Source organism: Sphingomonas sp. SP6 (assembly GCF_058313435.1).
Genome location: NZ_JBZFLG010000003.1, coordinates 284,707 through 297,155, shown reverse-complemented (window position 1 = coordinate 297,155; position 12,449 = coordinate 284,707). Strand labels below are relative to the sequence as shown.

General features: G+C 69.8%; 12 protein-coding genes. 2 read left to right on the top strand and 10 right to left on the bottom strand.

Features of this window, described 5'->3' with window-relative positions:
* Positions 1-80: 80 nt before the first annotated feature.
* On the bottom strand, positions 81-863 hold the full coding sequence (locus tag AC4GYY_RS11605; protein WP_491120722.1) for an SDR family NAD(P)-dependent oxidoreductase: 783 nt from the start codon (positions 861-863) through the stop codon (positions 81-83).
* A gap of 55 nt (positions 864-918) precedes the next feature.
* Complete coding sequence (locus AC4GYY_RS11600) at positions 919-2,124, bottom strand: acetyl-CoA C-acetyltransferase (protein ID WP_491120721.1); 1,206 nt, start codon at positions 2,122-2,124, stop codon at positions 919-921.
* 73 nt (positions 2,125-2,197) lie between these two features.
* Between AC4GYY_RS11600 and AC4GYY_RS11595 the strand changes: the two genes are divergently transcribed.
* Complete coding sequence (locus AC4GYY_RS11595; protein ID WP_491120720.1) at positions 2,198-2,863, top strand: nitroreductase; 666 nt, start codon at positions 2,198-2,200, stop codon at positions 2,861-2,863.
* A gap of 30 nt (positions 2,864-2,893) precedes the next feature.
* On the opposite strand, the gene AC4GYY_RS11590 is transcribed toward AC4GYY_RS11595, so the two are convergent.
* From AC4GYY_RS11590 to AC4GYY_RS11570, 5 genes are all read right to left on the bottom strand, one after another.
* The gene (locus AC4GYY_RS11590; RefSeq protein WP_491120719.1) at positions 2,894-3,676 is read right to left on the bottom strand and encodes a crotonase/enoyl-CoA hydratase family protein; all 783 of its coding nucleotides are present in this window, start codon (positions 3,674-3,676) and stop codon (positions 2,894-2,896) included.
* Between the two features lie 95 nt (positions 3,677-3,771).
* Positions 3,772-4,323, bottom strand: coding sequence for a hypothetical protein (locus tag AC4GYY_RS11585; RefSeq protein WP_491120717.1), 552 nt, complete (start codon positions 4,321-4,323; stop codon positions 3,772-3,774).
* Between the two features lie 201 nt (positions 4,324-4,524).
* Complete coding sequence (locus AC4GYY_RS11580; RefSeq protein ID WP_491120716.1) at positions 4,525-4,818, bottom strand: hypothetical protein; 294 nt, start codon at positions 4,816-4,818, stop codon at positions 4,525-4,527.
* Positions 4,819-4,870: 52 nt separating this feature from the next.
* A complete protein-coding gene (locus AC4GYY_RS11575; protein ID WP_491120715.1) occupies positions 4,871-5,650 on the bottom strand; it encodes a transglutaminase-like domain-containing protein in 780 nt (259 codons plus the stop codon).
* Between the two features lie 71 nt (positions 5,651-5,721).
* A complete protein-coding gene (locus AC4GYY_RS11570) occupies positions 5,722-6,462 on the bottom strand; it encodes a Bax inhibitor-1/YccA family protein (RefSeq protein ID WP_491120714.1) in 741 nt (246 codons plus the stop codon).
* Between the two features lie 123 nt (positions 6,463-6,585).
* Between AC4GYY_RS11570 and thpR the strand changes: the two genes are divergently transcribed.
* Complete coding sequence (thpR, locus tag AC4GYY_RS11565) at positions 6,586-7,452, top strand: RNA 2',3'-cyclic phosphodiesterase (RefSeq protein WP_491120713.1); 867 nt, start codon at positions 6,586-6,588, stop codon at positions 7,450-7,452.
* Here thpR and glgX read toward each other — a convergent pair.
* From glgX to glgA, 3 genes are all read right to left on the bottom strand, one after another.
* Positions 7,430-9,199, bottom strand: a complete 1,770-nt coding sequence (gene glgX / locus AC4GYY_RS11560) for a glycogen debranching protein GlgX (protein ID WP_491120712.1) — start codon at positions 9,197-9,199, stop codon at positions 7,430-7,432. The two genes, thpR and glgX, sit on opposite strands and share 23 nt — an antisense overlap.
* A 121-nt stretch (positions 9,200-9,320) precedes the next feature.
* Positions 9,321-10,937 (bottom strand): alpha-D-glucose phosphate-specific phosphoglucomutase, encoded by a 1,617-nt coding sequence (locus AC4GYY_RS11555; RefSeq protein ID WP_491120711.1) that lies wholly within the window; start codon positions 10,935-10,937, stop codon positions 9,321-9,323.
* Positions 10,934-12,391, bottom strand: coding sequence for a glycogen synthase GlgA (gene glgA / locus AC4GYY_RS11550; RefSeq protein ID WP_491120709.1), 1,458 nt, complete (start codon positions 12,389-12,391; stop codon positions 10,934-10,936). The genes AC4GYY_RS11555 and glgA overlap by 4 nt, the downstream gene beginning before the upstream one ends.
* Between the last annotated feature and the right edge of the window lie 58 nt (positions 12,392-12,449).

Here is a 12,449-nt window from a genome sequence, read left to right as displayed (position 1 = left end):
CATGTCGTCGGACGCGGCGGCGAACCGCCGCGCCGGCCGGCTCCGCACGTGAGGCGCGCAGCGTGCGCGCTCTCCGTGCTTCAGCGCGGCGCCATCCGGATTGCGCCGTCGAGGCGGACGTCCTCGCCATTGAAATAGCCGTTCTCGACCATCAGCACCGCGAGCGACGCATATTCCTCCGGGTTGCCCAGCCGCTTGGGGAAGGGGACCGAGGCGGCGAGCGCGTCCTTCACGTTCTGCGGCGCGCCCTGGAGCAGGGGCGTGTTGAAGATGCCGGGCAGGATCGTGTTGACCCGGATGCCCTCGCCCATCAGATCGCGCGCGATCGGCAGGGTCATGCCGACGACGCCGCCCTTCGACGCCGAATAGGCCGCCTGGCCCATCTGCCCGTCCTCGGCCGCTACGCTGGCGGTGTTGACGATCGCGCCGCGCTCGCCGTCTTCCTGCGGCTCGAGCGTCAGCATCCCGGCCGCCGACTTGGCGATGCAGCGGAAGGTGCCGACGAGGTTGATCTGGATGATCCAGTTGAACGCATCGAGCGGAAAGTGCTTGATCGAGCCGTCTTCCTTCGAACGGCTGGCGGTCTTGATCGCGTTGCCGGTGCCGGCGCAGTTGATCAGGATCCGCTCCTGCCCATGCGCCTCGCGCGCCTTGGCGAAGCCGGCGTCGACCGAGGCCTCGTCGGTGACGTTCACCTTGCAGAACACGCCGCCGAGTTCGGCGGCCATCGCCTCGCCCTTCTCCTCCTGGAGATCGAAGATGGCGACCTTGACGCCCTTGGACGCGAGCAGCTTGGCGGTGGCGGCACCAAGCCCGGAGGCGCCGCCGGTGACGACGGCGGCGACGGTATTATCGAGTTTCATGAAATCCCCTCTCTAAGGTCCGCCATCCCGGCTTTCGCCGGGATGGCGGGGAACGTTACGCAGCGGCCTTGGCGTCTTCGCCCTGCCAGTCGCAATTCTCGATGATCGTGACGTTGGCGACGCCGCCGCCCTCGCACATTGTCTGGAGCCCGTAGCGACCGCCGCGGCGACGCAGTTCGTGGACCAAAGTCGCCATGAGCTTGGTGCCGCTCGCGCCGAGCGGGTGGCCGAGCGCGATCGCGCCGCCGTTGACGTTGAGCTTGTCCGGGTTCGCGCCGGTGTGCTTGAGCCACGCCATCGGCACGCTCGCGAACGCCTCGTTGACCTCGTACAGGTCGATGTCGTCGATCGACAGCCCGGCCTTCTTCAGCGCCTTGTCGGTCGCGAACAGCGGTTCTTCGAGCATGATCACCGGGTCGCCCGCCGTGACGGTGAGCGAGACGATCTTCGCCAGCGGCTTGAGGTCGTACTCCTTGAGCGCCTTCTCGCTGACGATCAGCACCGCACTCGCGCCGTCACAGATCTGCGACGAGGAGGCAGCGGTGAGCACGCCCTCCTCGGACAGCTTCTTGACGTTCGCCATCCCCTCGGGGCTCGCGTCGTAGCGGATGCCCTCGTCGGCGGTGTGCTGTTCCGCGCCATCGGCGGTCTCGATCTCGACCGGGACGACCTCGTCCTTGAACTTGCCACCTTGCGTCGCGGCGACGGCCTTGCGGTGGCTGCCCAGCGAATAGTCGTCGAGCTGTTCGCGGTTGAAGCCGTGCTTCTTGGCGATCATCTCCGCGCCCGCGAACTGGCTGAAGTTGATTCCAGGGAACTTCTCCTCGAGCCTGGGCGACTTGTTCTTGCCGAGCCCGGCGTCGTAGAACAGCTTGTAGGTCGAGCCCATCGGCACGCGGGTCATGCTCTCGACACCGGCGGCGATCACCACGTCCTGGGTGCCCGACATCACCGCCTGCGCGGCGAACTGGATCGCCTGCTGCGATGAGCCGCACTGGCGGTCGATCGTGACGGCGGGGGTCGACTGCGGCAGGTTCTTGGCCGCGAGCACGGCGTTGCGCCCGACCTGCCCGGCCTGCTCGCCGCCCTGGCTGACGCAGCCCATCACCACGTCCTCGATCGCTTCACCGGGGATCCCGGTGCGCTCGACGAGGGCGTCGAGCACCTTGGCGGCGAGATCGACCGGATGCACGCCGGCAAGCCGGCCGCCGCGGCGGCCCCCCGCGGTGCGGACCGCGTCGACGATATAGGCGTCTGCCACTTCCGACTCTCCATAACAGATGTTATCCCGCCCTCATTTGCGCAGTTCGACGCGCGCTTCAAGAGGGTGATGCATGGACGTGAAGGATGCCGTGGCGGCGCGACGGTCGGTGCGCGGGTTCCTCGATCGGGAGGTCGCGCCGGAGCTGCTCAAGGATCTGGCGGTGCGCTCGGCGCGCGCGGCGACGGGTGGGAACATCCAGCCTTGGCACGTCGACATCGTCCACGGCGGATCGATGCGCGAGCTGAAGACGATCATGGCGGGCAAGATCGAGCGCCGCGAGAAGGAAACGCCCGGCTACGACATCTATCCCAAGGAGATGGCCGACCATTACCGCGCCCGCACCTTCGCGATCGGCGAGGAGATGTACGGGCGCCTCGGCATCCCACGCGAGGACAAGAAGGCGCGGGCGATCTGGTTCGCCCGCAACTTCCAGTTCTTCGGCGCGCCGGCGGCGTACTTCGTCACGGTCGACCGGCGCATGGGGCCACCGCAATGGGGCGACCTGGGGATGTACCTTCAGACGCTGATGCTGCTCGCGGTCGAAGCCGGGCTCGCGACCTGCCCGCAGGAATGCTGGGCGGTGTTCCCCGAAACGGTCGAGCGTTTCCTGGGAACGCCGCCGGAGCGGATGCTCTTCTGCGGGGTCGCCATCGGCTACGAGGACGAGACCGATCCGGCGAACCAGACGCGGAGTGCGCGCGCGCCGGAGGAGGAGTGGCTGACCGTAAAGGGGTGACATCGCCCTCTCCCGCACACGGGATAGGGCTTAGTCTACGAACACCGCCGCGCGCTTCTCCATATTGGCGCGCACGGCCTCGATCTGGTTGGGTGAGCGCATCAGCTTCAGCTGCTCTTCGCTTTCGGCCTGAAGCGCGGCGGGGGCGCCCTCGTCGGCGATGAAGTTGAAGAGACGCTTGGCCGCCTTGACCGCATCGGGGTTGCGCCCGGCGATCTCGGCGGCGAGCGCCATCGCCGCCGCATGCGGATCGTCCGAAAGGCGCGTCACCAGTCCGTAGCCGAACGCTTCCTCGCCGGAGAACTCGCGCGCGGTGTAGGTCAGCTCGCGCAGGACGTCCTCACGCGCCAGCCGTCCCCACAAAGCATAGCCGCCCATGTCGGGGACCAGCCCCCAATAGGTCTCGCGGATCGACATGCGGGTCGCGGGATGGGCGATGCGGATGTCCGCGCCCGAGAGGACCTGAAAGCCGCCCCCCATCGCGACGCCGTGGATCGCGGCGATCACCGGCATGGGAAGCTGCCGCCAGCCCCAGGCGACCTGCTGCGCGCGGTTGGCGGGACCGTGGGTGCGCTCGGCCAGTCCCATCCCCGAGCCGCCGCCCGCCATCGACGCCATGTCGAGCCCGGCGCAGAACGCGCGCCCCTCGCCCGAAAGGACCGCGACGCGGACATCCTTCATTCCGGCGAGTTCGTCGATCGCGGCGACGATGCCTTCGAACATTGCCGGATCGAGCGCGTTCATCTTGTCGGCTCGGGTCAGGCGGACGTCGGCGACGCCGCCCTCGACGGTGATGCGGACGCGGTCGTTCATGGCAGCCCTCTCCTGATCGGTTGAGGACAGGGCTAGCGATCTAAAGCGATCGCTTCAACTCCCCCTCGCGCGTGGGGGGGAGAGGACAAGAAGGCTCAATGCGCCCCCGCGCCCGTTTCCACTTTTTCCACCCAGTAAGGGAAGAAGGCCGGCTGCCGCGACGACCAGCCGGAGGCGGTCGCCGCCGCCTCGCTGATCGACTGGAGCAATTTGCGCCGCAGTTCCGGATGAAGGTGCGGCAGCGCCGCCGCCGCGCAGAAGGCACCGGGCAGCCACGGCCGCACCGTCGCGCCGACCAGCCGCTCGTAAAGGAAGCGATAGGCGGAAAAGGTGGTCAGCCGGCCCTGGCCCAGATCGAAGGCGGTCACCGTGATCAGCGGCGCCATGAACGGCTCGATCGCATCGAGCCCGCTGTCGTCGGGAACGAGCGCGCGGACCTCGGGCAGGCGATCGTAGAGCCGCGCCTGCGCGCGGATGCTCGCCGCCTCCACCACGTCGCGCGACCAGCGGCCCAGCGCATCGTCCCGGTCGAGCCCGATATCCAGGCTGCGGCGGATGTAGCGCTGGGTCGACGATGCAAACCCCGCGAACTCCTTCATTTCGGCCAGCGTCATCGCGCCTTCGGCCGGCTTCGACTTGGCACCCATCTCGACCACCCCGCCCCACGCCGTTGAACGGAGCCGACTATCGGCCAGGATGGTTAACGCACCCCTTAACCGCGTGTCGTCTCCGGTTCAGCAAGGGACCATGAAAGCTTGCCGCGGCGCAACATCGGTTGCGACGAACCGAGTCCAGCCGCAACGCTCGACATGGCCGGTGTCACTTTCGCGCAACAATCCTGCCGATGATCAAGCATCCTGCTGCCGCTCGGCTTCTTCCGAATACCCGGAGGAGGCCGGGGGCTCGGCGCCGGCGCCGGGCTGCGTCTGGGCGGGCGGGTCGGAGGCGTCCATCGACTCGTCGAGCGCGTTGTCGAGCCGCGCGTCCTCGCTCGCCGGATTCTTCTCGAGCCGGCGCGCGATCGACTTGTCCTGCCCTGCCTCCTGGCGGCCGTCGGCGGCGAGCTTGTCGTCCACCGGCTCGGCGGGGGCGACCGCCAGGCTGTCGATGGCGGCGGGGTCCATTCCGGTGTCTGCGGTCACGAGCGGCTCTCCTGTGTTGCCGGTCCACAACGACCCGTCGCGGCGCGCGTTCCTATCCGTCGCGGCGGACCGAGACCCGCTGCGCGACCATCCGCGCCTCGCCGAAGATGGTCATGAAGGCGATGTCGGTCGCGTCGCGACCGACCGCCACCCGCGCGATCTCGTCGGCACGTGCCATTCCGGTCGGGTCGACCAGCCGCCAGGCGCCGTCCAGCCAGAGTTCGGCCACGGCGTGGAAGTCGGGCGGATCGACACCGGGCGCATAAGCGGAGACGCAGCGCGCCGGGATCTCGGCGGCGCGCGCCAGCGAGACGAGAAGATGGGCGAAGTCGCGGCATACGCCCCGGCGCTCGGCGAAGGTGAGGAGGGCGCCGCCGCCGGGGCCCGTCACCGGCGGTCCGTAATCCACCGAGGTCCGAACCCACTCCGCCAGCGCCGCGGCGAGCGCGCCGCCGGCGAGGCCGGGAAACTCGCGGCGGACGAAATGCTCGAACGGATCGACCTCGCAGTAACGGCTAGGCAGAAGGTAGCCGATCGCCTCGGCGGGAAGCGCGCGCGCCGGCGTGGCGGGCAAGGCCTCCAGCGCGATCGGCTGTCGCGACACCTCGACCAGCGCGGCGTAGCTCGCGGTCAGCCGCCGGTCGCCGCGCGCGAGGGTGATCTGGCCGACGCCGTCGTGGCCCGGGATGGCGCGGATCGCATGGTCCGAGCCGAGAACGAGCGACTGATGGAGGAGCCGCTGGTCCGCGCCCGCCGCCGCCTCGATCTGGAGGAGCACGTCGGCGGGCTCGGGAAAGGCATAGTCGAGGAAGGCGTCGATCCGCAGGCGCATGGATCGACCATATAGGAAAAGCCCGGCGAGTCTCCCCGCCGGGCCTCCCGATTACGTTGGTTCGCTGGAGCTCACTCGCGCTGGCCCATGAACGAGAGCAGGAACTGGAACATGTTGACGAAATCCAGATACAGCTGGAGCGCACCCATGATCACGGCCTTGCCCTGCATGTCGCTGCCCGCGACCCGGTCGTAAGTCAGCTTGATCGCCTGCGTGTCGTAGGCGGTGAGGCCCGCGAACAGCAGCACGCCGATCGCGCTGATGACCATCGCGAACCCCGACGACTGGAACCACAGGTTCAGCAGCGAGGCGACGAGGATGCCGACCACGCCCATGATCAGGAAAGTGCCGAACGCCTGCAGATTGCGCTTCGTCGTATAGCCGTAGAGGCTGAGCGACAGGAACGCGACCGAGGTGGCGAAGAAGGTGATCGCGATCGACGACCCGGTGTAGCGGAGGAAGATCGTCGACATCGAGACGCCCATGACGGCGGCGAACGCCCAGAAGATCGCCTGCGCCGCGCCGGTCGACAGCCGGGTGATGCCGAAGCTCAGCACCATGACGAACGCGAGCGGCGAGAACATCACGATGTACTTCAGGATGCCGGGCGCCAGGAACACCTGCGCCGCCAGGCTGTCGCGCCCGCCGCTCGCGAAGAGCAGCGCGACGATGCCCGTCAGCAGCACGCCCGACGCCATGTAATTGTAGACCGAGAGCATGTACGACCGCAGCCCCGCGTCGTACGCGACGTCGCGCGTGCGGGCGGCGCCGAAAGGCATCGCGCTCGGCCGGGGATCAGACCAGTTGGCCATCGAAAATCAAGCTCCTCTGCCCGGCCACGAAGAGGCCGGTTGCGTCCGAATATCGCCCCCGGCACGACGTATTTCAAGCGGGGTCGGAGGAGCCGGATCGCGCCGGAAACAGTTCGTCACACCATGCACCGCCTGTTCGTCGCCCTGCGCCCGCCGCCCCATGTCCGCGATCGCCTCGCCGCGACGATGGCGGGGGCGCCCGGCGCGCGCTGGCAGGACGATGCGCAGCTCCACCTGACGGTGCGCTTCGTCGGCGCGGTCGATGGCCGGATGGCGGAGGAGATCGCTGCGGCCCTGTCGGGGATCGCCGCACCCGCGCCCGAGGTGGCGATCGCCGGGGTCGGCCGGTTCGAGCGGCGGGGGCGGACCGAGGCGCTGTGGGCCGGGGTGACGCCGCACGACGCGCTGGCCGCGCTCCACCGCAAGGTCGATCACGCGCTGGTCCGCTGCGGGCTGGAGCCCGAACGCCGGGCCTATCTGCCCCACGTCACGCTGGCCCGCTTCGCGCGGTCCGCCGGCGGCGAGGGGGTCGCGCGCTGGCTGGCGGACCATGCCGCGCTCGCGTCGCCGCCGTTCGCGCTCGACCGGCTGATCCTGTTCGAGAGCACGCTCGGCGGCGAGGGCGCGCGCTACGATGCGGTCGCGCAGTGGCCGCTCTCGGGAACCGGACGCGCCTCCCGCGCTTCTAGCAGCCGCGACAGACCGAAGAGGATTCCCATGCCCGCCAGCCAGCTCGAAATCGACGACGCCAGCGTGTTCGACAACATCGACGCCGAGCAGGTGGAGTTCAGCGGCGAAGTCGACGGCGACGAACGCGAGTTCGTCGTCCAGTACGACGTGCTCGAGGCGTTGTCCGGCGATCCGCCCGAGGGCGACGCGCAGGATACGTTCAACCGCTTCAGCGACACGATCGTCGAGGCGGCGCTGACCGCGCTTGCGCGCAATCCAGACGCCAACCCGGTGATCGTCAGCGAGAACGACCTGGAATAGCGACGCCGATCCCGTTCGCGCGATCGACGCGGACGACCAGCGTTTCGTCGCCGAGCGCCAGCCGCAGTTCGAAGCCGTCGGCGCCGTTCCAGTCGGCGGCGGTCATCGGCGCGCCGTCGAGCCGCGTCCACGCCGCATCGTGGCGGATCGCGGGATCGCCGAGGGCGGGATAGGCGGCACGGACGGCGGCGAGGTCGGCGACATCCTCCTCAAGCTCGCGGTCGCGGCCTTCCCAGTCGAGCCAGCCGAGTTCGTCCTGCGCATAGGCGTTGTTGTTGCCGGCGTGCGTCCGTCCGAACTCGTCGCCGGCGGTGAGCATGATCGTCCCGCGCGAGGCGAACAGCGTTGCGAGCAGCGCGCGGCGATCGCGGGCGCGACCGGCGGTGACCACCGGATCGTCCGTCTCGCCTTCGATGCCGCTATTCCAGCTGACCTCGTCGGCATGGCCGTCGCGTCCGCCTTCGCCGTTCGCCTCGTTGTGGCGGTGCGCATAGGCGACCGTATCGGCGAGCGTGAAGCCGTCGTGCGCGGCGACGAAGTTGACGGTGCGGGTGCGCGTCTCGCCGAAGATGTCGGGCGAGCCCGACAGCCGCATCGCCAGGTCGCCCGCCCGCAGGTCGCCCCGCCAGAAGCGGCGGACGTCGTCGCGGAAGCGGTCGTTCCATTCGAGCCAGGTCGCCGGGAACCGGCCGAGGTTGTACCCGCCGGGGCCGATGTCCCACGGCTCGGCGATCATGATGCGGTCGGCGAGCACCGGATCGTCGCCGATCGCGGCAAAGATCGGCGCCTGGGGATCGAAGCCGGGTGCGCGCGCGAGCACCGGGGCGAGATCGAAGCGGACGCCGTCGACCCCCGCCTGCGCGACGAAGTGGCGCAGCGTCGCCAGCGTCAGGTCGCGCACGGCGGGATGGCCGAAATCGAGCGTGTTGCCGGTGCCGGTGTCGTTGATGAGGTTGCCCGCGGCGTCGCGCGCGTAGGTGGCATCGTCGAGGCCGCGGAAGGCGAGGGTGGGGCCGTCGAGGTCGCTCTCGCCGGTGTGGTTGAAGACGAGATCGAGGATGGTGCCGATCCCGGCGTCGCGCAGGGCGGCGACGGTCTCGCGCAGCTCGCGCATCCCGCCGGGGCAGAGCCGCGGCTCGAGCGCCATCGGCACGACCGGGTTGTAGCCCCAGGCATTGACGAGGCCGAGCGGGGGCAGGTGGCGCTCGTCGATCCAGGCGACGATCGGCATGAGTTCGATGGCCGAGACATGGAGCTTGCGGAGGTGCGCGATGATGGCCGGGTGCGCGAGCGCGGCGACGGTGCCTCGGATCGCTTCCGGCACGTCGGGATTGCGCATGGTGAAGCCGCGGACGTTCAGCTCGTAGATCAGCCCGCCGTCGCGGAAAAGGCGGGGCGGGTGGATCGGAGGGAGCGGCGCGCGGACCACCGCCTTCGGGACGAGCGCGGCGGTGTCGGTGCCGGGTTGCGACAGGCTTGGATCGTAGGCGAAGGCGTGATCGAGTTCGGTGGCGTAGGGGTCGACGAGCAGTTTCGCTGCGTCGTGCGGTGCGGGACCATCGGCGCGGTAGCCGTAGCGGGCGCCCTCGCCGACGCCGTCGAGGGTGACGGACCAGGTGTCGCCCTCGCGCGCCATCGCGTGGCGGGTCTCGCGGTCAGCCTCGTCGAAGAGGCAGAGCCAGACCAAGGTGGCGCGGGGGGCGCGGACGCGGAAGGTGGTGGCGTCCGGCGCGAGTGTCGCGCCCAAGTCCTCCTCGCGACGGGGAGGGGGACCGCGAAGCGGTGGAGGGGGGTCTCCTCCTCGATCCGCTAGAGGAGGAGACCCTCCTCCGGCGCTGCGCGCCACCTCCCCGTGAACGGGAAGGATTTCAGGTGACGACATCCGGCTCGGTCCGTCCCGTATGCCGCGCGATCCCGGCGATCGCTTCCGCCGCGGCGACGATCTCCGCCAGCATTGTGCCCGTCTCCGCGTCGAGGTCGCCGCCAACCGGCTCGTAGCGTTCGAGATACACCCGCAAGGTCGCGCCACTCGTTCCCGTACCCGAGAGCCGGAACACGACGCGCGAGCCGCCCGCGAACAGCACGCGGACGCCCTGCTGCGCGCTGACCGAGCCGTCGGTCGGATCGGTATAGGCGAAATCGTCCGCGGTCTCGACCGTCAGTTCGCCGAACGCCTTGCCGGGCAGCGTCTCCAGCGACGCTCGCAGCGACGCCATCAGCGCATCGGCCTTCGCGCTCTCGACGCCCTCGTAATCGTGGCGCGCATAATAGTTGCGCCCGTACGTCGCCCAGTGATCGCGGGCGAGCCGGTCGACCGACTTGCCGGTCTTCGCCAGGATCGTCAGCCAGAGCAGCACCGCCCACAGCCCGTCCTTCTCGCGGACGTGATCGCTGCCGGTGCCGGCGCTTTCCTCGCCGCAGATCGTCGCCATGCCGGCGTCGAGGAGATTGCCGAAGAACTTCCACCCGGTCGGGGTTTCGAAGGCGGGGATGCCGAGCCTTTCCGCTACGCGGTCCGCCGCGGCGCTGGTCGGCATCGACCGGGCGATGCCCGTGAGCCCGCCGGCATAGCCCGGCGCGAGATGCGCGTTGGCGGCGAGCATCGCGAGGCTGTCCGACGGCGTGACGAAGCGCCCGCGGCCGATGATCAAATTGCGGTCGCCGTCGCCGTCCGACGCCGCGCCGAAATCGGGGGCGTTCGCACCCATCATCGTGTCGTGGAGCGCGCGGGCGTGGACGAGGTTGGGGTCCGGGTGATGCCCGCCGAAATCCTCGAGTGGCGTGCCGTTGCGGACGGTGCCCGGGGCGAAGCCGAGGCGGCGCTCGAGAATCTCGGTCGCATACGGCCCGGTGACCGCGTGCATCGCGTCGAACGCCATCGTCAGCCCGGCGCGGCGGATCGCGTCGAAGTCGAACAGCCGCTCCATCAGCGCGGCGTAGTCGGCGACGGGATCGACCACCTCGATCGCCAGCCCCTCGATCACCGTCTCGCCGAGATGGTCGATCTCGGGCGCGAAGTCGGCGATGCGATATTGGTCGATCGTCTTGGTCCGCGCGAAGATCGCCTCGGTCACGCGCTCGGGGGCGGGGCCGCCGTTCGCGACATTGTACTTGATCCCGAAATCCTCGTCCGGCCCGCCGGGATTGTGGCTCGCAGACAGCACCAGCCCGCCGATCGCGCCGCGGATGCGGATCAGGTTCGAGGCGGCGGGGGTCGAGAAAATCCCGCCCTGGCCGACGACGACGCGCCCGAAACCGTTCGCCGCCGCCATCCGGATCGCGATCGCGATCACCTCGCGGTTGAGGAAGCGCCCGTCGCCGCCGATGACGAGGGTCGCGCCCGCCTTGTCCTCCACCACGTCGAACACCGACTGGATGAAATTCTCGGCATAGTTGGGCTGCTGGAAGACACGGACCTTCTTGCGCAGGCCCGAAGTGCCCGGTTTCTGGTCCGGATACGGTGTGGTCTCGACGGATCGGATCATCGGTCCCCTCTCAAGCTCCGATACAATTCCGCATAGCGCCGCCCGCTCTCGCGCCAAGAGAAGTCGGCGCGCATCCCGTTCCTCTGCACCGCGCCCCACGCCTCGCGGTCCGCCCACAGCGCCATCGTTCGACGAAGCGCGTGGCGCAGGCCGTCGGCGGTGACGGGGGCGAACTGTATCCCCGTTGCCACCCCGGCGGCGAGCGCGGCGGCGTTGGCGTCGATCACCGTATCGGCGAGCCCGCCGGTTCGCGCCACCACCGGCACGCAGCCGTAAGCGAGGGCGTAGAGCTGGGTCAGCCCGCACGGCTCGAACCGCGAGGGGATCAGGATTGCGTCGGCGCCGCCCTGGAGCAGGTGGCTGAGCGGTTCGTCATAGCCGATCCGCACGCCGATCCGCCCGGGATGCCGCGCCGCCGCCGCGAGGAACGCCGCCTCCAGCGCCGGCTCGCCCGAGCCGAGCAGCGCGAGGCGTCCGCCCGTCGCGACGAGATCGTCGAGGCATTCGGCGAGGATGTCCATCCCCTTCTGCCAGGTCAGTCGGCTGATCACGGTGAAGACCGGGCCGTCCGCGGCTTCGAGCCCGAACATCTTCTCCACCGCGCGGGTGTTGGCGGCGCGTTTCGCCAGCGTCTTCGCGGTGTAGCGGGCGGGGAGGGCGGGGTCGGCGGCGGGGCTCCACACGGCGGGGTCGATGCCGTTGACGATGCCGCTGACGCGCTCGGCGCGGGCGGCGATCAGGCCTTCGAGGCCCATGCCGAACTCGGGCTCGCGGATCTCGACGGCGTAGCGTGGGCTGACGGTGGTGATCGCGTCCGCCGCCTCCAGCCCCGCCTTGAGAAAGCCGACCCCGCCGTAATATTCGACGCCCTCGATCGCGAACGCGCCCGCCGGGAGCCCCATCTCGTCGAAGATGCTCGCGTCGAAGCGGCCCTGGAAGGCCATGTTGTGGATCGTGACGACGCTCTTGGCGGGCGCGCCGGGGCCGGGGGCGTAGCGGAGGTAGGCGGGGGCCATCGCCGCCTGCCAGTCGTGCGCGTGGAGGACGCAATAGGCCTGCCCCTTGACGACGCCCGAGGCGAGGTCGGCGGCGGCGCGGGCGAGCGCGGCGAAGCGCCGCCAATTGTCGGGCCAGTCCTTGCCGCCGCGATCGGCGTAGAGCCCGCCCCCTCCACCCTCGACGCGCCGCGCGAACAGCTCGGGCGCGTCGAGGACGAGCAGCGGGTGCCCCGCAATCTCGCCGCCGAGCAGCCGCGCCTCGACGCCGAGCAGGTCGCGCCACCGATGCAGCGCCTTCCCCTTCACCGCGCCCGCGACCTGGGGGTAGCCGGGGATCAGCGTCGTCACCTGGATGCCGTGTTCGGAGAGCGCGGCGGGAAGCGCGCCGACGACATCGGCGAGCCCGCCGGTCTTGACGAGGGGGAATGCCTCTGAGGCGACGGAGAGGATTTTCACCTTTTATCTCCCCTGCAAGGGGAGGTGGCGCGCGCAGCGCGACGGAGGGGAGTCCCCG

Excerpts from the sequence above, each read along its gene's own strand:
- AC4GYY_RS11605 (WP_491120722.1), bottom strand. The coding sequence starts at position 863 with ATGAAACTCGATAATACCGTCGCCGCCGTCGTCACCGGCGGCGCCTCC.
- AC4GYY_RS11595 (WP_491120720.1), top strand. The coding sequence starts at position 2,198 with ATGGACGTGAAGGATGCCGTGGCGGCGCGACGGTCGGTGCGCGGGTTC.
- AC4GYY_RS11590 (WP_491120719.1), bottom strand. The coding sequence starts at position 3,676 with ATGAACGACCGCGTCCGCATCACCGTCGAGGGCGGCGTCGCCGACGTC.
- AC4GYY_RS11585 (WP_491120717.1), bottom strand. The coding sequence starts at position 4,323 with ATGGGTGCCAAGTCGAAGCCGGCCGAAGGCGCGATGACGCTGGCCGAA.
- AC4GYY_RS11575 (WP_491120715.1), bottom strand. The coding sequence starts at position 5,650 with ATGCGCCTGCGGATCGACGCCTTCCTCGACTATGCCTTTCCCGAGCCC.
- AC4GYY_RS11570 (WP_491120714.1), bottom strand. The coding sequence starts at position 6,462 with ATGGCCAACTGGTCTGATCCCCGGCCGAGCGCGATGCCTTTCGGCGCC.
- thpR (WP_491120713.1), top strand. The coding sequence starts at position 6,586 with ATGCACCGCCTGTTCGTCGCCCTGCGCCCGCCGCCCCATGTCCGCGAT.
- AC4GYY_RS11555 (WP_491120711.1), bottom strand. The coding sequence starts at position 10,937 with ATGATCCGATCCGTCGAGACCACACCGTATCCGGACCAGAAACCGGGC.